The following is a 26,568-nucleotide window of genomic DNA, read 5'->3' on the forward strand; positions in this document are numbered from 1 at the left end:
ACTACGCAGCCTTCGGGGCCGAGGTGTCGGCCGGGAGGGCCTTCTTCGCGGTCTCGACGAGCGCGGTGAAGGTCTCGGGGTTGTTCACCGCGAGGTCGGCGAGGATGCGACGGTCGACCTCGACGCCGGCCAGGTTGAGACCCTGGATGAGGCGGTTGTAGGTCAGGCCGTTCGCACGGGACGCAGCGTTGATGCGCTGGATCCACAGGCGACGGAACTCGCCCTTCTTCGCGTGACGGTCGCGATACGCGTAGACGAGGGAGTGGGTGACCTGCTCCTTGGCCTTGCGGTACAGGCGCGAACGCTGGCCGCGGTAGCCCTCGGCGCGTTCGAGGATGACGCGGCGCTTCTTGGCGGCGTTGACCGCTCTCTTTACTCGTGCCATTGCACTATTCCTTTACGATCTGCGGGGCTCAGTGGCCGAGGAGCTTCTTGACGTTCTTCGCGTCACCCTTGGAGAGGACCTGGTCCTCGTTCAGGCGGGCCTTGCGCTTGGAGCTCTTGACCTCGAGGTTGTGACGCATACCGGCCTGCTGCTTCATGATCTTGCCGGTGCCGGTGACCTTGAAGCGCTTCTTCGACCCGGAGTGGGTCTTCTGCTTGGGCATGGTGGTGCCTTTCCGTGGGATGGATGGGGGGCCGCGTCGTTGCGGGGTCGGTCCGGGGACCTATTCGGCCGCGGCGTCCGTGGATTCCGCAGCTGCCTCGGACGTGGAACCGGCCGCGGCCTCGTCCTTGCCCTTCGCGGCGTGCTCGGTGGCACGACGCTCGGCCTTCTGTGCAGCACGCTTGGCGTTCTGCTCGCCCTTGACGTCGGACTTGTTCTTGAGCGGGGCGATGATCATCGTCATGTTGCGACCGTCCTGGGTCGGACGCGACTCGACGACACCGAACTCGGCGATCTCTTCCGCGAACTTCTGGAGGAGACGGACACCCTGCTCCGGACGCGACTGCTCGCGGCCACGGAAGAGGATCATCGCCTTCACCTTGTCGCCGCCGAGGAGGAACCCCTCGGCGCGCTTGCGCTTCGTCTCGTAGTCGTGCACGTCGATCTTCAGGCGGAAACGGACCTCTTTCAGGTCCGTGTTCACCTGGTTGCGACGGGCTTCCTTGGCCTTCTGAGCGGCCTCGTACTTGAACTTGCCGTAGTCCATGATCTTGGCCACGGGCGGCTTCGAGTTCGGCGCGACCTCGACCAGATCCAGTTCGGCTTCCTGCGCGAGACGCAGTGCCATGGCGATCGGGACAACGCCGACCTGCTCACCCTGCGGACCGACGAGTCGGACTTCGGGAACGCGGATTCGGTCGTTGGTACGGGGATCGGTGATGCGGAGCTCCTTCAATCAGGTGGTGGCCGTCCGGGGCGTTTGCCCTGGACGACAGCACGAGAGAGGAGATCTGACGCACGGGATGTCGACCCGTTCGGCAGCCGCCCTGCACCGGATCCGTGGGATCCGGCCGACGAGAGCAACACGTGCACTCGTGGAGCGGTGGTGACCCGGTAGCCTGGTGGAACGCGGCCGCGGGTGGGAGAGACTCCTCTTTCATGACACCGTCCGGATGTGATCAGGAAACCTGATGGCACACGGACAGCATCTGCCGCGGGCAAGCCTAGCAGAGGAGCACCGTGAGCGACACCCCGATCGACGACACCGGCATCGACGCCGCCAGGGACATCGCGGAGGTGCCGGCGGTCGAACTCATCAACACCGTCGCGGTGCACCTGCTCAGTGCCGCGGCCGTGAAGGTCGGCCTCGCCGACGACCCGCAGGAGCAGACGGACCTGGACGAGGCGCGGAAGCTCATCACCGCGCTGGCCGGCCTGGTCACCGCCGCCGCGACCGAGATCGGCGACCACCACGCCCGTCCGCTCCGCGACGGACTGCGGTCGCTCCAGCTCGCCTTCCGCGAGGCGTCGGCGATCCCGGACGCGATCGGTGCCGGACCGGGCGAGAAGTACACGGGCCCCGTCAACTAGACGACGTCACCCGATGACGGACGGGAGGCCCGTGACGGTGTCGCCACGGGCCTCCCGTCCGTTCGTGGGTCGCCCTCAGGACCCGCTGTCGCCGACCAGGCGCGCGACGGCCGCGAGCGGGATGCCGACCCAGTCGGGTCGGTTTCGGGTCTCGTAGACGACCTCGTAGACCGCCTTGTCGAGCTCGAAGGCGTCGAGCAGTGCACTGTGGGCGGCGAGGTCCGCGCCGGTGCCCTGCTGATAGCCCGCGAGGAAGCGGGCTCGCGCCTCGGCTGCCCACGAGGCTGCGTCGACCGGTTCGGCGTCGTGCGCCAGCGCACCCGCGACGTAGTCGAACGAGCGCAGCATGCCCGCGACGTCGCGCAGGGTGACGTCCGGCAGTGAGCGTTCGTCGAGGGGGCGGAGCGGTTCGCCCTCGAAGTCGAGGAAGACCCAGCCACGGGGGTCCGGTGCCGACAGGACCTGTCCGAGGTGCAGGTCACCGTGGATGCGCTGCAGGTCCGGCCACGTCACGTCGGCGGCACGGGCGTAGACAGCGCGGATGGCGTCGGCATGGTCGGCGACGGCCGGGGCCTCGCGGGCGGCCGTGTCGAGTCGGGCGTGCATCGTCGCGACGGCGACGTCCCGTCGCGACGCGTCCGCCGGTTCGGTCGGCAGCGCTCCGGCGAGTGTGCGGTGGACGTCGGCGAGCGCGGTGCCGAGCTGTTCGGCGCGGTCACCGAACGGCGTGCCTGCCTGCGCCTCCTGCAGGGCGACGCGCCAGGCGTCGTCGAGCCCGGGCAGGAACTCCTGGGCGAAGGCGAGGTGACCGGTCGCGGTGCCGTCCGGGCGTCCGACGTCGGGCCAGTCGGCGCGGAGGGCCCCGTAGACCCGCGGCACGCGCGTGCTGCCCGCGGCGGTGAGCGCGAGCTGCGTGGTGACGTCCGGGTTGTCGCCGTGGTGCAGCACGCGGAAGACCTTGATGATGACGCGGTCGCCCGACTCGGTGTCGCAGATGACCGAGGTGTTGGACTGCTCGCCGGTCAGGACGCGGGCGGCGGTGACCCGGCCGATCGGGCTGAGGCTGTCCGGTGCCGCGTCGATGCGTGCGGCGAGTGCCGAGACCCACGCGAGGTCGGTGGTGGCGTCGACGATCTCGCCGTCCTGCCCGGTGGTGATCGGCGACTGGTAGAGGACGGGGACCGCGGGGGCCTCGTCGAGCACCAGTCGGGTCCCGTCGTCGGTGGAGATCGTCCGGAGGCGTGGCACGGACCCCTTCGAGGCGTACCAGCGGCGGTCGGCGATCCAGGACTCGAGGTCGCGGTCGCTCGGCGTGCTGGTGTCGGGGGCCGTGGTGCCGGGGGCGCTGGGTGCTCCGTCGCTCATGCAGCGGAACCTACGCGCCGGGGCCTGGCGAGGTGCCGAGTCCTCCACAGGACGCGCTGGCGAGCGCTTCGTCCACAGAACCCCGCTGCCCCCGGTCTGACACGGGCGCGTCGGACGACACTTGCGGCATGCCCCGATCCGCTGCCGCTCCTCCCCCCGCCGCTGACGCTGCACGTGCACTCCCCGACCCCCGCCGGACCTGGCGGATCCTCGACGACCGCAGGCTCCCCGCACTCGAGCCGTTCGCCGCCGACGTGCGCCGTCACGAAGCGGTGACGGTGCGAGAGACGGTGTGGGACGCCGACGACCGGGTGCTCGCCGCCGAGGGTGTCGTGCTCACGCGGTTGCCGGACGGCGCCTGGACGATCGACCGGGGTGAGCACGGGACCGGCCCGGAACCGGTCGGGGGCGCGTCCGACGATCCCCCACGTGACGCCGTCGAGGTGTTCCTGCGTGGTCGTCCCCTGCGGATGGTCCTGGTCCGTGACACCACCACGACGCTCGTGACCCTCCGCGGCGACGACGGCCGGGTGCGGGCCGAGGTCGCCGACGTGCGCGTGGACGACGGCGACCCGGACACCACCGTGCTGCGGTCGTCGCGGTGGTGGGCCCTGACGGACGACGGACGCGACGGCGCCACGGTACGCGCGGCCGAACGAGCCCTGCACGACGCGGCGACCGATCCGGTGGACGTCGCGTCGGTTCCGCTCCCCCGAGGCCCGCAGCTCACCCCGGAGCGACGACGCGGCCGAGCGAAACGCCCCCGGCCGGACACCGCCGCTGGGTTCGTCCTGCGGGTGCTCGATGCCCTGCGGCGTGACCTCGTCGCGGCGGACCCCCGTGTGCGAGCCGACGACCCCGAGGCCGTGCACGACCTGCGGAAGGTGCTGCGCCGCCTGCGGAGTGTGCTCGCGGCGTTCCGCGGCGCGCTCGACCGTCAGGCGACGGAGGAGCTCCGTGCCGCCCTGGCCGAGACCGGGCGGATCGCCGGGACCGCTCGCGACGCCGAGGTGCTCCACGCCGGCCTGTCCCGGTCGGCGGCACACGCCCCCGACGGGTACGTGGACACCGAGACCCTCGACCGCATCGGTTCGGAGACCGCGCAGCGTCGCAGCGTCGCTGCGGCCGAGCTGCGGCGAGCGCTGCGCTCCGACGCCTGGTTCCGGACACTCGACGCCCTCGACGACCTGCTGCTGCGGGCACCGGCCGGCCCGCACGCGGACGACGACGCGGCCGCGTTCGCCACCAGGCGCATCCGGCACGAGCGGGCACGCGTCGGTCGGCTGCTGGGTGATCCCAGCGACGACCTCGACACCCTGCACGAGGTCCGGAAGGCCGCGCGCCGGTTGCGCTACGCACTGCAGGCGGCCGGGGACCTGCCCGACGTCGGCAAGCGTCGGCTCGGACGGCTGCGACGGGTGCAGGAGACCCTGGGCGAGACGCTCGACGCCGCGCACGCGGCCGATGCGTACCGACGACTGGCAGCTGTGGCGGCGCAGCACGGCGAGGACACGTTCGGGTACGGCGTCCTGGCGACGACCGAGCAGGCGGCCAGCGCGCAGGGCCTGCACCGATCGCGGAAGCTGCTCGCCCGGCTCTGACCAGGTGCGAGAATCGGGCCGTGCCGCACTACTTCGAGGACCTCGCTGCCGGACAGACCTTCACCACGCCGGGGCGCACCATCACCGAGGCGGACGTGGTGTCGTTCGCTTCGTGGACGAACGACAACAACCAGGTGCACACGGACGTCGAGTTCGCGGGGAGGACCCGGTACGGGCAGCGGATCGTGCACGGGTTGCTCGGCACCTCGCTGTGCCTCGGGCTCATCGCGCGCACGGGCGTGTTCGAGGGATCCGCGGTGGCACTGCTCGGGATCGACCAGTGGCGGTTCACCGAGCCCGTGTTCATCGGGGACACCGTGACCTGCACCGTCGAGATCCTGGGCACCCGGCTGACGAGTTCGGGCACGACCGGGATCGTCGAACGGGCGGTGGCCCTGCGGAACCAGCGCGGAGTCGTCGTCCAGCAAGGTCGGATGGACGTCATGGTGCTCACGCGCGACGCCGCGATCGACTGAGGGACTGCTCGACGCACACCCGCAGAACCGGCTCCGCGCAATGCTGGCTCCCTCTTTACAACGATGTACCAGCACGGGAGCATGGACGCATGAGCACGCTCGACGGCACCGTGACCGCACCTGACTCCGCTTCCGCCCCCGGTCTCCCCCTCGCTTCACGGCAGGACGGCACCTATCCCCGGCCGCAGATGCTCCGCACCGCCTGGGCCGACCTCGACGGCACGTGGTCGTTCCGGAACGACGGCGACGACCCCGCCTGGAGTGCCGGCTTCACCGACGCCCGGGAGATCGTCGTCCCGTTCCCGCCGGAGTCGCCCGCGTCGGGCATCGACGAGCCCGGCTTCCACCCCGTGGTCTGGTACTCCCGTGCGATCCCCCGCTCCGAGCTCGACGCCGCCGGGTTCGGCACCGGAGCACCCCGGCTCGTGCTGCACTTCGGCGCCGTCGACCACCGCGCCCGCGTCTGGATCGACGGGCAGTTCATCGGCGAACACGAGGGCGGCCACACCCCGTTCTCCTTCGACGTCACCGAAGCCCTGGCCACCGACCCCGATGCCGTGCACACCCTGGTGGTCCGCGCCGAGGACGACCCGCACGACCTGACCCAGCCGCGCGGCAAGCAGGACTGGCACGAGGACCCGCACGCCATCTGGTACCGCCGGACCACCGGGATCTGGCAGACGGTCTGGCTCGAGGCCGTGCCGACCGCCTCGATCGCGTCCCTTCGCTGGACGAACGTCGACCACGCGACCATGCGCCTGACGGTCCGGCTCGACGGTGACCGCACCGGCGGCGAGCGCCTGCGCGTCGAGGCGCGCTGGGACGACCGCGACGAGCACCTCGCCACGGTCGAGACCACCGTCGGTGAGACCGGCGACGAGTTCGACGTGATCGTGCCGATCGCACGGCAGACGAACGGGCAGGCCGAGGACGAGCTGCACTGGACGCCGGACACGCCCCGGCTGATCGACGCCACGGTCACACTGCTGCCGCGCATCGGCAACGAGACGACAGCGGTCACGGGCTCGCTCGATGCCGTCGCGAGCTACTTCGGCATCCGGACGGTCGGGGTCGACGGCGGCGCGTTCCTGCTCAACGGCCGACGTCACGATGTCCGCAGTGTCCTCAACCAGGGCTACTGGCCGGAGTCGCACATCGCCGCGCCCTCACGCCAGGCCCTGCGCCGCGAGGTCGAACTCATCAAGGAGCTCGGCTTCAACGCCGCACGCAACCACCAGAAGATCGAGGACCCGCGTTTCCTGTACTGGGCCGACCGACTCGGGCTCATGGTGTGGGGTGAGGCCCCCGGCGCCTACGCGTTCTCGCCCCGAGCCGTGCAGCGCCTGATGCGCGAGTGGATGGACGCCGTCGAGCGTGACGCCTCGCACCCGTCGATCGTGACCTGGGTGCCTGCGAACGAGAGCTGGGGCGTGCAGCACATCGCCACCGACCCGGCCCAGCAGGCCTACGCCCGGGCCCTCGCCGACGTCACGCGGGCGCTGGACCCGACGCGTCCGGTGATCTCGAACGACGGGTGGGAGCACACCAACTCCGACATCGTCACGATCCACGACTACGAGGGCGACGGGCCCCGACTCGCTGCGACGTACGCGGACGACACCGCACGGGCCCGACTCCTCGGTGGCATCGGCCCGGCGGATCGCCGCATCCTGGTCGGCGGCACCGAGGACCTCGGCCAGCCGGTCATGCTCACCGAGTTCGGGGGCGTGAACTACCAGCCGGGCGTGCAGCGCGAGGACGGCTGGGGCTACACGTCGGCCAGTGACGGCGACGACTGGGTCGCCCGCATCACCGCGCTGTACGACGCGATCCGTGCGAGCTCGTTCCTCGCCGGGTCCTGCTACACGCAGCTCACCGACACCATGCAGGAGACGAACGGCCTGCTCAACGCGGACCGGTCCCCGAAGGTGCCGTTCGAGCAGATCCGTCGCGCGGTCACGGGGCGCTAGCCGGGAGGCCCACACTTCGTGAGCAGGAATGGTCGGGTCCGGCAGACGGACCCGACCATTGCTGCTCCCGATGCACGCGGGTCGGCTCGCGCCGGGCAGGTGGCGGCCCGCGATGCGAGGCGCGGCCCGCGGTCTGGGAGGATCGGGCGGGTGACGAACGTGGCGGAAGCGAGCCGGGCCTCCAGTCGGGGGTTCCACAGCCTGCTGACCGGACGGCGCAGCGCCTGGACCGCGCCGCTGCTGATCTGGGCGGCCTCGCGGGTGGTCAGCACCGCGCTGCTGGCGACCGTGTACCTGCTGGCGACCACGAACGGCTGGCCGTTCGCCTCGTACCGGCAGGATCCCTCGTTCTTCACGTTCTCGGGCTCGTGGGACGCCTCCTTCTACCGGATCATCGCCGAGCACGGGTACCCGGCGACGCTGCCGACCGATGACTCCGGGCACGTCCTGCCGAACGCGTGGGCGTTCCTGCCCGTGTTCCCCGCGGTGGTGCGGGTCGTGATGACCCTGACGGGAGCGTCGTTCTGGGTCGCCGGGGTCGTCGTGGCGTCGATCGCCGGGGCGGGTACCTGCGTGCTGCTGTACCGGCTGGTGCTCGCCGTCGGGTGCTCGCACCGAGCCCGCTGGGCGACGGCCCTGTTCGCGTTCGCACCGACGGGGTTCCTGCTGCAGGTCGCCTACGCGGAGAGCCTGCTGCTCGTGCTGCTGTTCGGCGCACTGCTCGCCCTGGTCCGACGCCGTTACTGGCTGATCGTGCCGCTCGGTGTCGTGGCGGCGTTCACGAAGCCCGGGGTCCTCGCGCTGGCGCTGGCGTTGGCCGGCCACCTGCTCCTGCGGTGGGTGGCGTGGCGCCGACAGCAGGCCGCGTTCCCGTGGCGCGACCGGATCGCGATCGTGGTGACCGGCCTGGTCGTCGCGGCTGCGGGACTGGCGTGGCCCGTCATCGCGACGGCCGTGACGGGGCGACCGAACGCGTACCTGGACACCGAGCTGTCGTGGTGGGTGGGGTTCGTCGGCCGGCAGCACTTCGCTCCGTTGACGCCGTGGTTCACGATGGCGGGGACGTGGCTCGGACCGCTCGGCATCGGGCTCGTCGTGGTGGTGCTCGCCGGCGCGGTGTGGTTCTTCTGCCGCAAGGACACCCGGGCACTGGGCGCCGACGTGCTCGCGTTCACGGCGTCGTACGCGATGTACCTGGTGGCGGTGTTCCTGCCGCAGCAGTCGTTGCCGCGGTTGCTCATGCCGATGGCGCCGTTGCTCGGGTCGGACGTCTTCGTGGGGACGCGGCGGCGGGCGGTGACGTGGCTGGTCATCGGGTTGTGCCTGCAGCCGGTCGCGATCGTGCTGCTGTGGTTCCTCGGGTACCCGTGAGCGGTGCTGGTCTTTCGGCTCTGGGCTGGTCTGCAAGACACCGGTGTTCGCCCGTTGAACACCCGCAGACCGCGGTGCGACGCGCGAACACCGGTGTCTTGCGGCCGCCGAACGCGCCCGGGGCCGCCCGCTACGCGTCGAACGTGTGGAACCAGGCCGTCCCACCGGGGTGCTGCACCGTGATCATCTCGTCGAGGTCGCGGTAGGGGCCGTCCTGGTTGTGGCTCGCCGACTTGATGCGGATGGTGCCGTCCGGCTCGGTGAAGACCTCGGACACGATGGTGGTGTGGTCCGGTGACCCGTTGGCGTTCCAGTCGAAGAACACGATGTCGCCGACCTTGACCTTGTCGCGCTCGTCGGACGAGCGTCGGGTGAGCCCGAACTCGGCCGCGTTGGTCTCGAGCCACGGGTCCATCGTCGGGCAGTAGGTCCACGTCGCACTGTGCTCGGCACCGGCCGCGCGGTTGTACCAGTCGGACCGCTGCTCCCACCCGCGGGCGATGAGCGTCTGGCTGACGTAGTTCGCGCAGTCGCCGCCGATGGGGTTCATCGTGCCGTACTCGGCGAGGTTGTAGTCCTTCCAGTACCGCATCGCGTAGGCGAGCTGCCGGTCGACGTCGGTCAGTGCGGCGTAGGCGAGGGTGGTCGTCGCGACGGCACTGCCCGCGTCCGGAATGGCTGCGGCCGTCGGGGTGGGCGTCGCGGTCGCGGTGTCCTGGGTGGCGCCGCTCTGCCCGTCGTTCGCGGCGCTGCCGTTGCCGTCCGAGGACTGGTTGGCCGACGGGGTCGGTTCGATCGCCGACGTGAAGAGCGCGACGTCGGCGTCACCGGCCGTGTACATCGCCTGATGCGGGGCCGTGAAGGTCACCTTCGACGCGGTCGCCTTGACGTCGCGCGCAGCGACTCCACCGACGGTGACGCCCTTGACGGCGGCGAGTCCGGCCCCCGTCACGGTGACCGTGACGCCACCGGCGAGCGGGACCTGCGCCGGCGTGAGGGCCTTCGCGGCGGGCTTCGCCGTCGGGGTGGACGTCGCGTCCCCACCGCCGGAGCTCCCGCGCCCGCCGCTCGCGCCGTTGCCCGAGTCGCCACCCTTGTCGCTGCCGGAGGAGCACGCCGCGACGGCGAGCCCGATCCCGGCGACGCCGGCGAGGGACAGGAGTGCGCGGCGGTTCATCGAGGCAGTCATGACACGACCAGCGTAAGCGACACCGCTGTCGTTCCGACACGGCATGATCGTCTCCGGGGGCGAGCGTCCTCCGTGTCCCAGCGGACCCGTTCGGAAGGAACACACACATGCCCGAGAGCCACGACTTCTTCGTCGCCACCGACCCCGAGACCGCCCGTGCACAGGTGCGCGACGCCCTGGCCCGTGAGGGGTACACCGTCGACGGCGCCGAGCAGGGGGCACTCCGTGCGACCCGCGGCAGCCTCGGCCTGACGCTGCTCATCGGCGGCATGGCGAACGACCGCACGTTCCACACCCGCCTGGACGTGCAGATCATGATCGCCCCGGACGGCCGCACCGTCGCCCGACTGCTGCGCGGCTCCGGCAAGTCTGCGATCAAGGGCGGGGCACTCGGCATCTCGCGCGGCAACCGCGCCTTCGAGCAGGCCGCGAACGCGATCCACACCACCTTCGCGCAGTCCGGCGTGCTGACGGAGAGCATCGCTGGCTGACACGTCGACCATGGGGACGGGTCCGACGCGACCCGCAGACGGACGGGAGGCCCGGTGCCAGCTGGCACCGGGCCTCCTGTCCGTCACGGGTTCACGCTCGTCGTCACGACTTGCGTCGATCGGCTCGTGGACTGGCGCAGGTCGCGCGCGCCTGGGGTCAGCGGCAGGACCAGTCGCGGTCGATCTCGGTCGAACCGAACGGGGTGACGTACTGCGTCATGGCGATCGCTCCGTCCAGCAGACGAGTACCGGAGCACGCAGCCTGCGCTTGGTCCAGTCGGGCGTCGCCGAGAGCGATCCAGCTCGGCAGGGGCCGGAGCGGACTCGTGGTGGGGACCGTCCCCATGATGGTGCGGAACTGGTACGAGGTCGAGTAGACGCCGATCTGGGTCACTCCTGCGTCCTGCAGGGCCTTCACCATGCCCTCGAGCGTGGCGCGGTTCTGCGCGGTGTCCGAGGTGACGTACGACAACCCGGTCTCGACGTCGAGCCACCAGCGGTACTGGCCGGGGTTCGTGACCCCGCGCGTGTTGGCTGCTTCGTAGGCGCGGGCGTAGCCGTACATGTAGGAGCACGCGGTGGTCGTCTTCCACGTCGACTGCGAACCGGACTGCGCCGTGCAGGTGCCGTACGCGCCGGGCACGGCGACGGCCTGGCCGTTCGGAGCGACGTTCGACGTCGGCCACGCCGAGGCTGCCCTTGCCCCGGGGTTCGTGAAGAGCGAGTAGACCTGCGTCGTCGGCTGAGTGGTCCCGCCGGCAGAGGCTGCGGCCCACCCGAGCTGCTGGTGCAAGCAGGGGTTCGTCGTGTTGGCGCGCTCACCGTTGACCCCGACGATCCCGAAGGACTGGTCACTCGGCACGGTCTTGCCACACTGCGGCCAGGAGATGTCCACACCGGTACCCGAACCGGTCGCCCCGTTCAGGAAGTACCCGACGACGTCGACGTAGACCGTCGCAGTCCCGGCGGACACCTTCGCCTGCACCTGTCCTCCGGCTGCGAGCGGAGCGATCAGGGCGTTGCCGATCGTCTGCCCCTTGGCGTAGATCTGCGTCGGCACGCTCGAGGCCAGGCCCGCACCGACGACGCGGAGGGATCCCCCGGTGTTCCCCTTGCCGACCTTGGCGTTGATGACCGCAGCGGTCGCGTTGCGCGGGACACCTGCGGTGCCGGCGACGGTGACCTTCTTCGCGGTGGTCCCCGCGGCGACGGTCGCAGCACGGACCGGGTGCGCGGGGACGAAGACCGAACCATTGGCGTTCGGCGCGTAGTACCCGACCACGTCGGCGAGCACCCGTGCGGATCCGGAGGAGACCCGGGCCTGCACGGCGCCGCCTGTGAGCCTGACGGTGGTCGTGTTGGCGACGGTGATGCCCTTCTCGTACATCAACGAGACGATCCCGGCGTTGTCGCCGGACGGGGTGACCCGCAGCCGACCACTCGTTGCCGGACGGGAGACGTCGGCCTGCAGCACGACGGCGGTGGCGTCCGCCGGTACACCCGCCTTCCCCGCGACCACGACCTTCTTCGCCGCCGTGGACACCGTCCCGTTCAGCACGTTCGTGGGCGGCAGCGGTGTGTACGTGGAACCGGCTGAGCTCGTGCCGTACCACCCGGCGACGTCGAGCGAGACGGTGGCCTTGCCCGCGGACACCTTCACCTGGGCCTTGCCCGAGGTGAGCCCGACCGTGGTGGTGCCGGAGATCGGCTGCGCCCGGCGGAAGTTCTGGATCGCGGGGCTCGCCGTGCTGCCGGCCGGTGCAACGCTGACGTACCCGGCGGCGCTCGGCGCGTTCACGGTCGCGGTGAGCACGACCGCGGTGGCCGAAGCGGGGATGCCGTTCCTGCCGCCGAGGGTCACCGTGGTCGCCGTGCTCGTGGCCGTGCCGGACCAGGCCCGCGCAGGTGCGACCGGCGTGAAACGCCCCGTCGTCGGTGCCGCTGCCGATGCCGGTGCGACCGGCCCGACGACGGCGAGCCCGGCCGCGACGGCGAGCACCGTGCCGATCGATGCAATGGCGGTCCTGAAGCGCATGTGTTCCCCCGTTCCCCGCGCCGGTCGGCGCACGGGGAGTCTAGGGCGGTGCGTTGGACAACACACCACCCCTGTCCGTGAACTGTGTCGAACGATCCACCTGACTCGGCCTGTGGAGGATCATCCCCTCGACACGACCGCCAACGACAGAACGGCCCGGAACCTGTGGGTTCCGGGCCGTTCTCGTGGTTGCTACCTGGTGGAGCTAAGGGGATTCGAACCCCTGACCTTCTCATTGCGAACGAGACGCGCTACCAACTGCGCCATAGCCCCAAGTGCTCGACCACACTAGCACCCTCGTTCGGCCCAGCCGAAATCGCAGGTGACCCTTCGGGCGTGCCGCGGATCAGACCGCGCGGCGCCGTCGCATGATCGCGTCGAGGTCGGCCTGCTGGTAGGCGTCATCGTCGAGAACACCCATGCCGGCCCACTTGCTCGGCGGCCCGGCGGGCTCGTCGGCGGGAGCAGGAGCGGCAGGAGCAGGAGCAGGAGCGCCAGGAGCAACGCCGGCCGACGCGGCAGGGGTTGCGGGCGCCCGGAGCCCGAGCCGCTCGGCCAGACGCCCCTGGTCATGCGCGGACAGCGATGCCGCGGCTTCCTCGAGCTCGGGTCGCATCCGCGACACCCGCGCCAGCGACGGATCGGACTCCCCCGCGCGGATCGCTGCCGCCTCGGCCTCGGCTTCCGCCTTCGCCGCGGCGACGCGCTCCTTCAGCCGGGCAGCGAGCTCGGCGGACGACTCGGGGGACGCAGTCGGAGCGGTCGGCCGCTCCACGTAGAGGGGCTTCGGCACGCGGTTCGGGGTCCAGGAGCGGTCCTCGGCGGGGGCGGCGGGCGGCTCGGTCGACAGGGGCGGCGCCGGGTCCGTCCATGCGGTGGACGGCCGGGAGGCGCGGGTCGCGCCCGTCTCGGCGGCCGCGAGACGCTGCTTCCGCGCCGTCGCCACCTGGTGCAGCTGGGCCAGGACCGCTGCCGACCCACCGGCGGCGACGAGTCCGGCGACACCGACGAGCCAGAGCGACGGTGCCGCGACGAAGACCACGAGGGCCACGACGACGCCGAGCGTGCCGAACAGGGTCGCGCCGAGCCTGGATCGGCGCATGCGCATCGCGGTCAGGGCCGGCACGGCGGACGCCCGCTCGAGCACCGGGGCCTGCTCGGCCAGCCGCCGGGTGATCTCACGCTGCCGCGCGGCTTCGTGGGCACGGACGATGGCGGTTCGCTTGGCTTCTTCGGACCGGGCGACGCGCTGCGCCTGGGCCAGGGACTTCGCGTTCATCTCGATGCGGACCTCGTCCGGCAGCTCGGCGGTCTGGGCGAGGATCCGGAGGGTCTGCTGCAGCCGGATGGCGTTCCGCTCGGTGGCGAGGTACTGGCGACGAGCAGCCCACGACGGCATCAGGTAGACGAGCCAGAGGACGGCCGCGACGAGCAGGACGATGCCGCCACCCCACGAGCCGATTCCTGCCATGCGAACACGGTAGGGGCGGCGGTTCCCGCGCCGCGTCATTGCCGGACGCGTGTTGCGCGTGTCGGGACGGAATCACCGGAGGCGAGCCGCGCCTCCAGGCCGTCAGATGCGGGGTGTCGTGTCCAGCGGCATCGCGGCCTCGTCGCGTGCGGCGAGGGGCACGGTCCCCACGCCCGGAGGCACCTGCCCCTGGACCCAGCGCTCGAGGACACCCCCGCGGACCTCTTCGGCCACCAGCGCGAAGCAGAAGTGGTCGCGCCAGTCCCCGTTGATGTGGATGTACCGGCGGCGGAGCCCCTCGTACCGGAAGCCGAGCTTCTCGACGACCCGCAGGCTCGGCGCGTTCTCCGGCCGGATGCAGATCTCGATCCGGTGGACGCCGAGGGCCCGGAAGCAGTGGTCGACGGCGAGGGCGACCGAGATCGGCGTCACGTTGTGGCCGGCGGCGTCCTCGACGACCCAGTAGCCGATGGAAGCACTCGCGAGCGAGCCGTAGGAGATGCCGGAGACGTTGAGCTGCCCGACGAAGCGGCCGTCGAGCTCCATCGCGAACGGGAGTCCGAGTCCCGCGCGGGCGTTGGCCTGGAGCGCGCGGATGCTGCCCCGGACGTCGGTGGAGACGTGTCCGGAGGGGTTCGTGGCCTCCCAGGTACGGAGCCACGAGCGGTTCGTCGCGAGTGCCGCGTCGAGGTCGCGGGTGTCGCGGAGCCGGAGGGGCCGGATGGTGACCCGCCCGTGGGACAGGGTCGGGATCGTCGTCATCGCTGGGTTCCTCCGGGGTCCCGCCGCTGTGCGGGACGGGGTGTCCCGCCCGGGTCCGTGATCTGACGGACCCGAGCGGGATGGCCGACTATTCGCCCGCGTTGAACTCCTTCAGCCACGACTTGAGGTCGGGGCCGAGGTCATCGCGGTCCGAGGCGAGCTGCACGATCGCCTTGATGTAGTCGAGTTTGTCACCGGTGTCGTACCGGCGTCCACGGAACACGACGCCGTACACGCCGCCGGTCCACTCCTCGGCGCTCGCCATCTTCATGAGCGCGTCGGTCAGCTGGATCTCGCCGCCCTTGCCCGGCTCCTGCTTCTCGAGGACGTCGAAGACCTCGGGACGGATGACGTAGCGGCCGATGATGGCCAGGTTCGAGGGCGCCTCGCCCTGCGGGGGCTTCTCGACGAGCCCGGTGATCTTCACCACGTCGTCGGTGTCGGTCGGCTCGACCGTGGCGATGCCGTACAGGTGGGTCTGCGACTCGGGGACCTCGAGCAGGGCCACGATGGTGGCGTTCTTCTCACCCTGAACCTCGATCATGCGCTGGAGCAGCGGGTCACGGGCGTCGATGATGTCGTCACCGAGGAGCACGGCGAACGGCTCGCGGCCGACGTGCATCTTGGCGCGGAGCACCGCGTGGCCGAGGCCGAGCGGGTCACCCTGGCGCACGTAGTGCATGTCGGCGAGGTCCGTCGACTGGTTCACCTTCTGCAGCTTCTCGTGGTCGCCCTTCTTGCGGAGGGTCTCCTCGAGCTCCGACACGTGGTCGAAGTGGTTCTCGAGCGCGTTCTTGTTGCGCCCGGTGATCATCAGCACGTCGGTCAGCCCCGCACCGACAGCCTCTTCCACCACGTACTGGATGGCCGGCTTGTCGACGACGGGGAGCATCTCCTTCGGCATCGCCTTGGTCGCGGGGAGGAAGCGGGTACCCAGCCCTGCGGCCGGGATCACCGCCTTCGAAATCTGGAAGCCCATGGTCAGACCGTATCCGATCCCCCTTTCGAGGGCATGTCGTCGCTCCGGGGGACACGGGACCCCGCGCGTTCCCGGCGGGAAGCCGCAACCGTACCCCCTCGGTAGACTCCTGCGCATGATCGCCGATCTCGGGAACGAGAAGCGCGCCCTGCGAGCCGAACTCCGGCAGCGGCGGCGCACCCGGACCACGACCGAACGTGACGCGGACACCCAGACCCTGACCGCGACCCTGCAGCGCTTCGTCGAGGAACGCCAGGTGACGTCCCTCGCCCTGTACCTGTCCGCGCCGGACGAGCCGAACGTCCGGCCGTTCCTGAACTGGGCGTTCGGGCAGGGCATCCGTGTGCTGCTGCCCGTCACCCGCGAGGACGGGCTGCTCGACTGGGCCGTGGGTGACGGCGAGAGCGAGACCGAGAGCCTGCTCGGCCTGCCCGAGGTCGTCGGCGAGGTCCTGTCCCCGCTCGCGATCAACGACGTCGACGCGATCCTCGCCCCGGCGGCGGCGGTCGGGCACGACGGCGTCCGCATGGGCTGGGGGCGCGGCTACTACGACAAGACCCTCGGGTCCATGGCGAACCGTCCGCCCGTCTATGCTGTGATCTTCGACGCGGAGTACCTCGACGAGGTCCCGCGCGAACCCCACGACGAACCCGTTGACGGCATCATCACGCCGTCGCGCATCATCACGTTCCGGAGCTGACGTGCCCACCTACTCGTACCGCTGCACCGAGTGCGACAACGCGTTCGACATCAAGCAGTCCTTCTCCGACGCCACCCTGACGGAGTGCCCGGTGTGCGGCGGCGTCCTGCGCAAGGTGTTCTCCCCGGTCGGCGTGACCTTCAACGGTGGCGGCTTCTACCGCACCGACTCACGCCCGGCCCCGAAGTCCGAGGGCTCGTCGAGCACCCCCGCGAAGTCCGAGCCGAAGAAGTCCGAGCCGGCGGGGAAGACCGAGTCGAAGCCCAGCGGCTCGAAGCCCGCCGCGTCCTGACGGGGTCTGCGCTCTGGCGGATACGTTGGGGCGCGTCGCCACTCGGCGGCCGTCCTCGACCCGGAAGGAGACCCTCGCATGAAGGGCTTCAAGGAGTTCCTGCTCCGCGGCAACGTCATCGACCTGGCCGTCGCAGTCGTCATCGGTGCGGCGTTCACCGCGATCGTCACCACGATCGTCAACGCCCTGATCAACCCGCTCATCGGTGCGCTGTTCAACGCGTCGAGCCTCGACAAGGCGCTCATCGTGCACATCCCGACGATCTCCGGGGGTGACGCGAAGCTGATGTTCGGCGCGATCATCGGCGCCGTCCTGAACTTCGTCATCGTCGCCGCGGTCGTGTACTTCGCGCTCGTCGTGCCCGTCAACCACCTGAAGAAGGCGGCGTTCGAGCGCGTCAAGAACGACGAGCAGCAGACCCCGCAGGACGTCCCCCCGACCGACGTCGAGGTGCTGCTCGAGATCCGCGACCTGCTCCGCCCGCAGAACGGCGGCGCGACCAGCACGGGGGCGCACATCGCCCCGTCGAACGCTCCGGAGGGGCCCGGCATCGGCGGCTCGACGAAGCTCTAGCCTGGGGGCCGTCGCAAGACACCGGTGTTCGCGCGCTGCACACCCGCAAACCGCGGTGCGCAGCGCGAACACCGGTGTCTTGCGGAGGGGGCGGCCGCGTCAGGCGGCGGGGACCGCGCGGCGCTTCGCGAACATCGCGACGGCGTACTGGGCGCCGGCGAGCACGTGGCCCGCGGTGCCGAGGTACACGAACACCAGGGCGACGACCCGGACCCACGGCGCGTTCTCGTCGACGGTGTGCACCGCGGAGAACAGCAGCACCGGCAGCCCGACGAACAGCAGAGCGGAGCGGATCTTGCCCGTCCACGTGACGTCGAGGTCCGGGTTGCCGTGGAACAGCACGCTCGACAGGACGACGAGCACCAGGTCGACGAGCACCACGACCGCCACCACCCACCAGGGCAGCAGGCCGACGAGCACCAGGGACAGCACGATCGCGATGATGGCGAGGCGGTCGGCGACGGGGTCGATGGCCTTGCCGAGCTTGGACCCCTGGTCGAACTTGCGGGCGATGAAGCCGTCCGCCCAGTCGCTCACGCCGATCACGACGAGGGCGACGAGCGCCCACCCCGGGTGGCCGGCGACGACGAGGCCGATGAACACCGGGATCAGCACGAGGCGGAACAGCGTGATCAGGTTCGGCCAGGTCTGCCAGTCGGGGCGCTGTCGCGCGGTCTCAGTCATCACGGGCCAGGCTACCGGTTACCAGTGCGGGGGGACGTCGCGTCGGAGCTGGTCGTCGTTCTCACCGTCGCGGTGCCGCGCCGGCTCCGGCGGCGGTGCCGGGTCGTAGCCCGCCACTGGCTGGGTGGTGACGCGTCTGCGGCGCCGCACCGGGCCTCCCGGCTGGTCCGCCGTCTCGCCCCCGTCAGCGGTGGGACGGACGGGAGGCGCGGCTGACGACCCGTCGTCGGCCCGCGTCCACGTGCCCACCAGCTGGTCCGTCTCCGGCGTCACCGGACCGGCGGGCCGCGAGGCCCGGCGGCTCGGCCGAGACGTCATCGCCGGGCGGGGATCGGGGGGATCGAGATCTCCTGCGTGGCGCCGCGGTCGACACCGAGCACGGCGGCGACGGTGTCGGCGACGCGGTCCGGGTCGGAGAACAGCTGGAACGCGTGCACGCGCACGTAGTGCCAGCCGAGTCGGCGGAGCACCTCGGGGCGCAGGCGCAGGGACTCGCGCAGCGATCCCTTGACGAGCGACGCATCGGTCTCGATCGTGACGCACACCCCGCCGTGCGCGGCGACGAGGCCGAGCTTGCCGCGGTGGCCGAGCGCGACCGGGATGCCGCGCATCTCGAGGCGCCGGGCCAGGTCGACGAGCAGCGGGTCGGAGTCGTCCGGCACGTACTCGGCGGTGGTACGGGCGCGCACCTCGGCCAGGATCTCGGCGAGGGCGACGGTGCCGTGGCCCATGCGCTCGGCCTCGATGTCCGACGGCTGGAAGCAGGTGACGATGACCATCGAGCGCCGCGCACGGGTCATCGCGACCGCCAGCAGCCGTTCGCCGCCGGGCTTGCCGAGCGGACCGAAGTCGCGCAGCACGCGGCCGTGCGGGGTGCGGCCGTAGCCGATGGAGAACACGACGCGGTCGCGGCTCTGCGCCACCGACTGCTCGAGCGTCGCCACGATGAACGGCTCGGCACGGTCGCCGATGACGAACTCGGTCAGGTCCTTGTGGCCCTGGGCGGCGGTCAGCACGGCCTGCTCGACGCGCACGGCGTGCTTCGCCGATGCCGTGATGACCATGAGCGACTCGGTCGGGCGGGTGCGGGCGTGGTCGATGACGAGCCGGACCACGCGGTCCACCTCGGCGTCGACGCTCTCGACGGCACCGGACTCGGGGTCCGGCACGGCCTTGCCGTCGCTGACGTAGTCGAGCGCGATCGAGCCGTGGCCGAGGAACGAGCCGGCCCACGGCAGGGACTCGATCTTGCCGCCGTAGAAGCGACGGTTCACGAGCTCGGCCAGGTCCTCGCCGCCGGCGCGGTACGACCGCGACAGCGACAGGGTCGGCAGCAGGGTGGACAGCTTCGCCAGTGCCGAGTCGGCGTGGAACGCGTCGAGCGTGCCCTCGTCGACCTGCAGCGCCCGGTGCTCGGGGTCCACGGCGATGCGGAACGGCGACGGCGTCTGGGTGACGGGGTCGCCGAACACGACGGTCTGCCGGGCACGACGGACGGCACCGACGGTCTCGGCGATCGTCACGGCGCCGGCGTCGACCAGGATCACGGTGTCGAAGGGCATCGTGTCGGCGATCTGCGGCACCTCGTACGGGCTGGCGAGCCAGACGGGTGCGATCGACCGGGACAGGTGCGGTGCGGAGTCCTGCAGCAGGCGCGAGGTGATCGCGCCGTCGCGGAGCTGGGACTTCAGCGCGGTCGCCTCTTCGGGCCAGTCGACGAGACCGACCTTCCAGTTCTCGGCGAGCTGCCACGCCAGGCCCTGGGAGACCCCGGCCGCGTGGGCGTCGTCCACCAGACGGAAGTCGGCCTCGACCCGGTCGAGCATGTCGGTGTTCGCGCCGAGCAGGGCCCGATCGGACTCGAGCATGGTCTCGAGGGCGGACTGCCACCAGGCGAGCTCGAGCTCGGCCGGCACCTGCACGTCCGGCACGTGCCGGTTCGCCAGGTCGGTGATGAGCGGCTCGAGCTGCAGGTCGCGCAGGGTCTGCATGAGTTCGGTGCGCTCCTGCAGGTTGTGCAGGACGTCGGACTCGGCGGCGAGCTCGGCGATGGTCGGGACGAGCTGGTCGACCGGGGTGTTCGCGAGCTGGCGGTCGCGCTCGGTGCGACCCAGCGGCTCGTCGAGTCGCGCCAGGTCCTCGGCGACGTTCGAGAACAGCACCTGGACGTCGGCGATGCCCGTGGGCACCTCGGGGTTCACCCCGGCGGCGACGTAGCGCTGCCAGAGCACCCGCTGCTGCTGGACGCGGGTCAGGGCCTCGTGCAGGTCGGACACGTGCACGCCCGGCCGGACGTACTCGCGAGCGAGCTTCTTGAGCCGGCGACGGTTCGTCGACGACATCGGAGCGCCTTCGCCGCGGGGGGCGGTGGCGGCCACGAGCTCGGACACCGACCGGTCGAAGACCACCGGCAGGAAGCGGTCGAGCGTGTCACGGATCTCGGTGAGCAGGCGCAGGTAGATGCCGAGCTCGTTGATCGTCGTGAACTGGCGCATGTGCGTCGAGCTCACCAGGTCGTGGGCGCGGCGGAGCAGGGTCGGCAGGCCGTCGGCGTCGAGGTCCTTCGCGATGCGGTGCGCACGCTGGGCACCGTCGCTCGAACCGAACTTCGCGCCGTACCAGGGCGAGTCGTCGGGGCCGTAGCGGAACTCACCGAGGTTCGCGGCGCTGACCATCGTCTCGGCGACGCGCGAGCGGCCCTCGACCATGCTCGCGACGGAGGTCTTCGACAAGCGCGCGGTCGTCGACGGTGCGACGGGCAGCAGCGACAGGCGCGAGAGCTCCACCAGGCAGTCGAGCACCGAGACGCCGAAGTCGGGGTCCTTGCGGGTGAGCGAGCCGCGGTAGTCCTTCAGCACCTTGCGCAGGCGGACCAGGGCGTCGTCGACCTCGCGCAGGTTCGGGCGCGCGGCCTTCTCGTTCCGGGCGATGGCACGGACGACGTCACGGCGCAGGGTCGACGGCGTGACCGCGACCCCGGGCAGCTGGACCTCGCCGAAGCGGGCCGCGATGCCCCGCAGGGTGGCGCGGCGCGGGCTCACGACGAGCACGCGCTTGTTCGCGGCGACCAGGCCGCCCAGGGCGTTCACGATGGTCTGGGTGCCACCGGTGCCGGGCAGGGTCTTCACGACGATGGAGTTGCCGGCGGTGATCTGCGCGATCACGTTCTCCTGCTCGTCGTCGGCGTCGAGCAGGAGCGTGTCGGTCTCCGGGCTGCGCTCGTCCGACGGGGTCTGCTCGACCGGGTGGTAGGACTGCTCGACCTGCCACTTCGCGCTCGGGTTGCCGGCAAGGGCATCGAGCACGGGGTGCGACAGGTCGCCGGTGTCCTCGACCATGCCGGTCGCGACCTCGGCGAAGGTCGACACCACGAGTCGGGCGTGCACCGAGAAGCCGGGGATGTGCGCGGTCAGGCCACGCAGGCGGTCGATGACGGGGTTCGGCGTGAACGAGCCGTCCTGCTGCGCGAGCGCCACGAAGGACTGCGCGTCGAGGATCACCCCGAACTGCTCGTGCAGCGCGTCGGCGAGGCCCGGGTTGAGCACCGGTTCGCCGAGCAGGCGCACCTCGAAGTCGCGTCCGTGGCGACGGATCGCCAGGGGGCGCAGGAGCACCGGGCCGCGGAACTGCTCGTCGCCGTGCTTCCAGTCGGCCATGCCGATGCCGAGCTTCACGGCGTCGATGCCGCGCACGGTGGCGAGCTCGGTGCCCTTCGCCTCGACGTGTCCGGCGGCCACGCGGGCGGCACGGAGCGCCACCTCGTCGCGGATCAGGCTGGACAGCAGGGTCGTCTTGCCGGTGATGAACTGCGCGAGACCGCCCGGGTGGGTGGTCGAGAGCTCGATGCGGGCGCGCGGGTGGTCGCTGAAGTGCGTGAGCGGGCTCGTGCCGCCGACCCCGGTCAACTGGGTGCGCCAGCCGTCCCACGTCGGTTCGGCCGCGTTGCCGGCCTGCAACCGCGGATCGCCCAGGCTGATCGCCTGCGGGCTCGTCATCTGCAGCTCCGGGCGGAGCGTGCGGTCCGGCTCGTCGTCGGTCCGTTCCTGGTCCACGTCCTGCTGCTCGTCTCGGTCGTCGTCGGGGCGCGCGCGGGCGCCCTCGACGGGGACGTCGTCGTTCACGTCGTCCTCACCGTCGGTCACCCTGTCCGCTCGCCACACATCCGACACTGTAGGCGGAAGAGGACGGCCTCTCTGGCAATGAACCGAGGTTTCGGGGTTTCCGCAAGGACGTGACCGCCGTCCGACCCGACGTGTGCCGCGTTGGACCCGACGTGCGGCGCGTCCGATCCGACGGCAGCCCCGTCCGGTGTGGTACCAACGGGGCATGGCCATCGACGACCGCACCACTCCGTCCGCCCCCACGCCGAACCGGCGTCGATCGGTCCCCGCCGAGATCTCGCGGTCGTGGCTGCTGGTCTCCGGCACCGCCACCGACCGGTTCGACAAGTCCCAGCGCTCCCGCGCCGACCAGATCATCCTGGACATCGAGGACGCCGTCGACCCCGCCGCGAAGCCCTCGGCCCGGCAGGGCGTCGCCGCCTGGCTCGCCGGCGGCGGCGAGGCCTGGGTGCGCATCAACGACGTCACGACGGACTTCTGGGCGGACGACGTCGAGGAGCTCCGCGGCCTGCCCGGGCTGCAGGGCGTCATGCTCGCGAAGACCGAGTCCCCCGCCCAGGTCACCGACACCTGGCACCGGCTCGGCGGCCAGACGCCGGTGATCGCCCTCGTCGAGTCGGCCCTGGGCATCGAGGAGTCCGTGTCGATCGCCAAGGCGCAGGGCGCGTTCCGTCTGGCCTTCGGTTCCGGCGACTACCGCCGCGACACCGGGACCAGCGCCGACACGCTCGCGATGGCGTACCCGCGGTCGAAGCTGGTCGTCGCCTCGCGCGTCGGCGACCTGCCGGGTCCGATCGACGGACCCACGGTCGGGTCGTCGCACCCGATCCTGCGCGAGCAGTCGCAGGTGGCCGTGTCGCTCGGCCTCACCGGCAAGCTCTGCCTGGACACCGAGCAGCTCCCCGTCATCAACGAGGTCATCTCCCCCACGCCGACCGACGTCGCCTGGGCGCAGGACTTCCTCGACGACTTCGAGGCCCGCGGCCGGGTCATCCGCGACGGTTCCGACCTGCCGCGGCTCGGTCGCGCGCAGAAGATCCAGCGGCTCGCACAGGCGTTCGGGGTCGAGGCGCGGTAGGACTGCACGCATGACCTGGTCCAACGTCCCCGGCCCTCCGCCGCAGTCCTCCTCCGGTCCCACGGACGCGCAGCGCGCGGCCTGGGAGCGCGGTGGCACCACCTTGTTCCCGCCGGCGAAGCTCGCCGACCGGATCTCGACGGTGCTGCTCCTGGTCTTCGGTGCCGTCATGACCGCGATCACGACGGTCGTCGGCATCATCGCGGTCGCCTCGGCCACGACGTCGTGCGACGCGGGGGCAGGGTGCTCGCCAGGCGGCTACTTCGGTGGCGCGGCCATCGCGGTCGGTGGCGCCTTCGTCATCGGGGTCGCGACCATCGTGCTGTCGATCGGCGCGTGGGTCCGACGGAAGCCGTCGTGGTGGATCGCGGCGATCGGCTTCGTGCTCGCGATCATCGTCATCGCCTGGGGCGGGGTCGTGTTCGCGAACGCCGTCGACAGCGGTGCCGCCTCGTCGTCGGTGTCCGCCAGCGTTTGACCGGCGCACACCGACGCCACGCTTCCGACAGGACACGCGTCGTTCGACGCGTGTCCTGTCGGAGAACGCGTGTGCGTTCCAGCCTGGAGGCGCGGGGCGGGCCCGCCACGCGCCTCCAGTCCGCACCGGGGTAGCGTCCCGGGCATGGTGACGGTGTCGCGGACGACGGTCGCGGTGGTCGGCGGCGGCCCCGCAGGGGTCGTCCTCGGGCTGCTGCTCGCCCGCGCCGGCATCGACGTGCGCGTGCTCGAGCGGCACGACGACTTCAACCGGGACTTCCGGGGCGACACGGTGCACGCCTCGACCATCCGTCTGCTCGACGAACTCGGACTCGGTGCGCCGTTCCGGGCGTTGCCGCAGTCACGCCTCGACGACTTCTCGCTGCCGATGCCGGACAGTTCCCGGCTGCTGCTCGGCGACTTCTCGCGCCTCGCCCCTCCGTACGACCACGTGGCGATGGTGCCGCAGTGGGACCTGCTCGACCTGCTCGTGACCGCCGCCCGTCAGGAACCGTCGTTCCGCATCTCGATGGGCCTCGCGGCGACCGGACTCATCGAGGAGAACGGGGTCGTGACCGGGGTCCACCTGCAGCCGAGGGACGGGACCGGCGAACGCGAGGAACTCCGCGCCGACGTCGTGATCGCCTGCGACGGGCGGAACTCGGTGCTGCGTCACGCCGCCGGGCTCGTGCCGCGTGCGTTCCGGGTGCCGTTCGACACCTGGTGGTTCCGCTTGCCCAGGCACCCCGGGGACGCGGCGAGCGCCCTCACCCCCGCGTTCTCGGACCGGGACGTGCTGCTGAGCTTCCCGCGGCCGGAGTACCACCAGGTCGCGTACTTCGCGCCGAAGGGTTCGGACCCGGCACTGCGCACTGCAGGGGTGACGGCCTTCCGGGCCCGTGTGGCGCGGCTCCGACCGGACTTCGCGGACCGGGTCGACGCGATCGCCTCGATGGACGACGTGCACGTGCTCGACGTCCGCATGGACCGCCTGCGCCGGTGGTGGCGTCCGGGGCTGCTCTGCATCGGGGACGCCGCGCACGCGATGTCACCGGCTGGCGGGGTCGGCATCAACCTCGCGGTGCAGGACGCCGTGGCGACCGCGACGATCCTGGTGCCGGCGCTCCGACGGGGGCTCCGTGGTGCGGGACTCGACCATGCGCTCGCAGCCGTCCAGCGTCGCCGGACCCCGCCCGCCGCCCTGGTGCAGGCCGCGCAGGCGGTGCTGCACCGGGTCGTGTTCGAGCGCGCCTTCGCCGGACACCTGCAGGACGGTCCGCCGCTGCTCCCGGTGCTGCTCGCCCGCTGGGTCCCGCCGGTCCGAGGGCTCTACGCCCGCGGCATCGCGTTCGGTCCGCTGCCGGAACACGCACCGCCGTGGGCCCGTCGATGACCGAGGCTCGTGGCGCGTCGGTGTGGGAACTGGGCGTCGGCGTCCGAGCCGGGCGCATGCTGGGCCGATGAAGCAACGAGTCATCGGAGACGTGTCCGTCAGTGCCATCGGTCTGGGCGGGATGCCCATGTCGATCGAGGGCCGACCGGACGAGCGTCAGTCCATCGCCACGATCCACGCAGCGCTCGAGAACGGCGTCACGCTCATCGACACCGCCGACGCGTACCACCTGGGCGGCCACGACGAGGTGGGGCACAACGAGGAGCTCATCGCGCGGGCCGTCCGGGAGTTCCACGACGACACCTCGGACGTGCTCATCGCGACGAAGGGCGGACACCTGCGTCCCGAAACCGGCAACTGGGCGCAGAACGGGCACCCGGAGTACCTGAAGGAGGCGGCGAAGGCCTCGGCGAAGCGGCTCGGCGTCGAGCAGATCGGCCTGTACCAGTTCCACCGCCCCGACCCGGCCGTGCCGTACGCCGACTCGATCGGGGCGCTCGCCGAGCTGCTCGACGAGGGCGTCATCCGGATGGCGGGCATCTCGAACGCCGACCCCGACCAGATCCGCACCGCGAACGAGGTCCTCGGCGGTCGACTGGCGTCGGTGCAGAACCAGTACTCGCCGAAGTTCCGGTCGAGCGAGCCCGAACTCGAACTGTGCGACGAGCTCGGCATCGCGTTCCTGCCGTGGAGCCCTCTCGGCGGCATCGGGAGCGCGGCGGACCTCGGCACGGCGTTCGAGGACTTCGCGTACATCGCCCGTGACCGCGGGGTCACCCCGCAGGTCATCGCCCTGGCGTGGGAGCTGCAGAAGAGCGACGTCGTCGTGCCGATCCCTGGTGCGTCGCGGCCGCAGTCGATCCTGAACTCGATCACGGCGCCGACCGTGCGGCTGCGGCCGGAGGACGTCGCACGTCTCGACGCGTCGCAGGCGGCAGCCGCCTGACGCGGTCCCCCGGGATGCACGACGCCCCGCCGCTCCTTCGCAGGAGGGCGGGGCGTCGTCGTGTTCCGTGCCCAACGGCAGCCGCTCAGCTCTTGGCGGGGCAGACCGCCGAGACCTGGTCGAGCGTGGTCTGCACCTCGGTCTGGGCCTTCGTGACCTCGGCGGAGTCCTCGGCCGCGCCGGAGCGGATGGCGGAGCTGTAGCCCTTCGCCGCGCCGGAGAAGTCCTCGAACGTGTCGTGCACCTGGTCGTTCGAGACCTTCGTCAGCGCCGAGTCGATGCGCTGGACGAACTCGTCGACGAGCGCCGCACGGGCCTTCGGCTCGGCCGGGGCAGAGCTCGAACCCTGCTCCTTGAGGAACGACGCGAGTTCGTTCTCGAGCAGGGAGCAGGCTTCCCCCTTGGTCTGGGCGGGTGCTGCGGCGGCGGTCTTCGAGGCCGACGGTGCGCTGGACGAGCCCGAGCCACCGCCGGACGAGCCACCGTCGGACGAGCCACCGTCGCCGCCCGAGCAGCCGGCGAGCAGCGTGAGTGCGAGGCTGGCGGTGGCCAGCGCGATGAGCTTCTTGGGCATGGTGGAGAGTCCCCCTCGATCTGTCCGCACTCCCCCGGATGA

25 protein-coding genes and 1 tRNA gene are annotated in these 26,568 nt (G+C 71.3%); 13 read left to right on the top strand and 13 right to left on the bottom strand.

Annotated features, from left to right (window positions below; all coding sequences use genetic code 11):
• Position 1: 1 nt before the first annotated feature.
• The 3 genes from rplT to infC are packed head-to-tail and all read right to left on the bottom strand — an operon-like array spanning position 2 to position 1,343.
• Positions 2-385, bottom strand: a complete 384-nt coding sequence (gene rplT / locus DEJ17_RS09955; RefSeq protein WP_017887975.1) for a 50S ribosomal protein L20 — start codon at positions 383-385, stop codon at positions 2-4.
• A gap of 28 nt (positions 386-413) precedes the next feature.
• A complete protein-coding gene (gene rpmI / locus DEJ17_RS09960; protein WP_017887976.1) occupies positions 414-608 on the bottom strand; it encodes a 50S ribosomal protein L35 in 195 nt (64 codons plus the stop codon).
• 60 nt (positions 609-668) lie between these two features.
• Entirely contained in the window at positions 669-1,343 is a 675-nt protein-coding gene (infC, locus tag DEJ17_RS09965) for a translation initiation factor IF-3 (RefSeq protein WP_110893506.1), read from the bottom strand.
• A 284-nt stretch (positions 1,344-1,627) separates the two neighbouring features.
• Between infC and DEJ17_RS09970 the strand changes: the two genes are divergently transcribed.
• Positions 1,628-1,978, top strand: a complete 351-nt coding sequence (locus DEJ17_RS09970) for a DUF1844 domain-containing protein (RefSeq protein ID WP_110862360.1) — start codon at positions 1,628-1,630, stop codon at positions 1,976-1,978.
• Between the two features lie 75 nt (positions 1,979-2,053).
• Here DEJ17_RS09970 and DEJ17_RS09975 read toward each other — a convergent pair whose 3' ends face one another.
• Entirely contained in the window at positions 2,054-3,343 is a 1,290-nt protein-coding gene (locus tag DEJ17_RS09975) for a phosphotransferase (protein WP_220033631.1), read from the bottom strand.
• Between the two features lie 128 nt (positions 3,344-3,471).
• Between DEJ17_RS09975 and DEJ17_RS09980 the strand changes: the two genes are divergently transcribed.
• The 4 genes from DEJ17_RS09980 (at position 3,472) to DEJ17_RS09995 (ending at position 8,761) form a co-directional block, all read left to right on the top strand.
• Positions 3,472-4,944: a CHAD domain-containing protein gene (locus tag DEJ17_RS09980; RefSeq protein WP_110893508.1), complete on the top strand. Its 1,473-nt coding sequence runs from the start codon at positions 3,472-3,474 to the stop codon at positions 4,942-4,944.
• A gap of 20 nt (positions 4,945-4,964) precedes the next feature.
• The gene (locus DEJ17_RS09985; RefSeq protein ID WP_110893510.1) at positions 4,965-5,420 is read left to right on the top strand and encodes a MaoC/PaaZ C-terminal domain-containing protein; all 456 of its coding nucleotides are present in this window, start codon (positions 4,965-4,967) and stop codon (positions 5,418-5,420) included.
• An 89-nt stretch (positions 5,421-5,509) separates the two neighbouring features.
• On the top strand, positions 5,510-7,390 hold the full coding sequence (locus tag DEJ17_RS09990; protein ID WP_110893512.1) for a glycoside hydrolase family 2 protein: 1,881 nt from the start codon (positions 5,510-5,512) through the stop codon (positions 7,388-7,390).
• Between the two features lie 150 nt (positions 7,391-7,540).
• Positions 7,541-8,761, top strand: coding sequence for a hypothetical protein (locus DEJ17_RS09995; protein ID WP_181421133.1), 1,221 nt, complete (start codon positions 7,541-7,543; stop codon positions 8,759-8,761).
• A 130-nt stretch (positions 8,762-8,891) separates the two neighbouring features.
• Here DEJ17_RS09995 and DEJ17_RS10000 read toward each other — a convergent pair whose 3' ends face one another.
• Positions 8,892-9,950, bottom strand: coding sequence for an amidase domain-containing protein (locus tag DEJ17_RS10000; protein ID WP_181421134.1), 1,059 nt, complete (start codon positions 9,948-9,950; stop codon positions 8,892-8,894).
• A gap of 107 nt (positions 9,951-10,057) precedes the next feature.
• On the opposite strand from DEJ17_RS10000, the gene DEJ17_RS10005 reads away from it, so the two are divergent.
• Positions 10,058-10,441, top strand: coding sequence for a hypothetical protein (locus tag DEJ17_RS10005; RefSeq protein ID WP_110893514.1), 384 nt, complete (start codon positions 10,058-10,060; stop codon positions 10,439-10,441).
• Between the two features lie 157 nt (positions 10,442-10,598).
• Here DEJ17_RS10005 and DEJ17_RS10010 read toward each other — a convergent pair whose 3' ends face one another.
• The 5 genes from DEJ17_RS10010 to galU form a co-directional block, all read right to left on the bottom strand.
• Positions 10,599-12,476, bottom strand: coding sequence for a hypothetical protein (locus DEJ17_RS10010; protein ID WP_146239685.1), 1,878 nt, complete (start codon positions 12,474-12,476; stop codon positions 10,599-10,601).
• Between the two features lie 197 nt (positions 12,477-12,673).
• A tRNA-Ala gene (locus tag DEJ17_RS10015) sits at positions 12,674-12,749 on the bottom strand.
• 73 nt (positions 12,750-12,822) lie between these two features.
• Entirely contained in the window at positions 12,823-13,947 is a 1,125-nt protein-coding gene (locus tag DEJ17_RS10020) for a hypothetical protein (RefSeq protein WP_110893518.1), read from the bottom strand.
• A 102-nt stretch (positions 13,948-14,049) separates the two neighbouring features.
• The gene (locus DEJ17_RS10025; protein ID WP_110893520.1) at positions 14,050-14,709 is read right to left on the bottom strand and encodes a GNAT family N-acetyltransferase; all 660 of its coding nucleotides are present in this window, start codon (positions 14,707-14,709) and stop codon (positions 14,050-14,052) included.
• Between the two features lie 88 nt (positions 14,710-14,797).
• Complete coding sequence (galU, locus tag DEJ17_RS10030) at positions 14,798-15,688, bottom strand: UTP--glucose-1-phosphate uridylyltransferase GalU (protein ID WP_027466560.1); 891 nt, start codon at positions 15,686-15,688, stop codon at positions 14,798-14,800.
• Positions 15,689-15,803: 115 nt separating this feature from the next.
• Between galU and DEJ17_RS10035 the strand changes: the two genes are divergently transcribed.
• The 3 genes from DEJ17_RS10035 (at position 15,804) to mscL (ending at position 17,253) form a co-directional block, all read left to right on the top strand.
• Complete coding sequence (locus tag DEJ17_RS10035; RefSeq protein WP_071244110.1) at positions 15,804-16,388, top strand: 5-formyltetrahydrofolate cyclo-ligase; 585 nt, start codon at positions 15,804-15,806, stop codon at positions 16,386-16,388.
• Between the two features lies 1 nt (position 16,389).
• Positions 16,390-16,680 carry an FmdB family zinc ribbon protein gene (locus DEJ17_RS10040; RefSeq protein ID WP_110893522.1) on the top strand — a complete coding sequence of 97 codons (291 nt, stop codon included), beginning with the start codon at positions 16,390-16,392 and terminating at the stop codon, positions 16,678-16,680.
• Between the two features lie 78 nt (positions 16,681-16,758).
• Positions 16,759-17,253, top strand: a complete 495-nt coding sequence (mscL, locus tag DEJ17_RS10045) for a large conductance mechanosensitive channel protein MscL (RefSeq protein ID WP_110893524.1) — start codon at positions 16,759-16,761, stop codon at positions 17,251-17,253.
• Between the two features lie 99 nt (positions 17,254-17,352).
• Here mscL and DEJ17_RS10050 read toward each other — a convergent pair whose 3' ends face one another.
• Complete coding sequence (locus tag DEJ17_RS10050) at positions 17,353-17,937, bottom strand: CDP-alcohol phosphatidyltransferase family protein (protein WP_110893526.1); 585 nt, start codon at positions 17,935-17,937, stop codon at positions 17,353-17,355.
• A 314-nt stretch (positions 17,938-18,251) separates the two neighbouring features.
• Entirely contained in the window at positions 18,252-22,079 is a 3,828-nt protein-coding gene (locus DEJ17_RS10055) for an ATP-binding protein (protein WP_110893528.1), read from the bottom strand.
• A 184-nt stretch (positions 22,080-22,263) separates the two neighbouring features.
• Here DEJ17_RS10055 and DEJ17_RS10060 point away from each other — a divergent pair, with 184 nt between their 5' ends.
• The 4 genes from DEJ17_RS10060 to DEJ17_RS10075 all read left to right on the top strand — a co-directional run bounded on the left by DEJ17_RS10060 (position 22,264) and on the right by DEJ17_RS10075 (position 25,952).
• Complete coding sequence (locus DEJ17_RS10060; protein ID WP_027466565.1) at positions 22,264-23,136, top strand: CoA ester lyase; 873 nt, start codon at positions 22,264-22,266, stop codon at positions 23,134-23,136.
• Between the two features lie 10 nt (positions 23,137-23,146).
• Positions 23,147-23,614, top strand: a complete 468-nt coding sequence (locus DEJ17_RS10065; RefSeq protein WP_110893530.1) for a DUF6264 family protein — start codon at positions 23,147-23,149, stop codon at positions 23,612-23,614.
• Positions 23,615-23,758: 144 nt separating this feature from the next.
• On the top strand, positions 23,759-25,006 hold the full coding sequence (locus DEJ17_RS10070) for an FAD-dependent oxidoreductase (protein ID WP_110893532.1): 1,248 nt from the start codon (positions 23,759-23,761) through the stop codon (positions 25,004-25,006).
• Positions 25,007-25,073: 67 nt separating this feature from the next.
• Positions 25,074-25,952, top strand: coding sequence for an aldo/keto reductase (locus DEJ17_RS10075; RefSeq protein ID WP_110893534.1), 879 nt, complete (start codon positions 25,074-25,076; stop codon positions 25,950-25,952).
• A gap of 85 nt (positions 25,953-26,037) precedes the next feature.
• Here the strand turns inward: DEJ17_RS10075 and DEJ17_RS10080 are convergent, their stop codons facing one another.
• The gene (locus DEJ17_RS10080; protein ID WP_110893536.1) at positions 26,038-26,526 is read right to left on the bottom strand and encodes a hypothetical protein; all 489 of its coding nucleotides are present in this window, start codon (positions 26,524-26,526) and stop codon (positions 26,038-26,040) included.
• Positions 26,527-26,568: the final 42 nt, after the last annotated feature.

The sequence above is a fragment of the Curtobacterium sp. MCSS17_011 genome, assembly GCF_003224275.1.
Lineage (GTDB): Bacteria > Actinomycetota > Actinomycetes > Actinomycetales > Microbacteriaceae > Curtobacterium.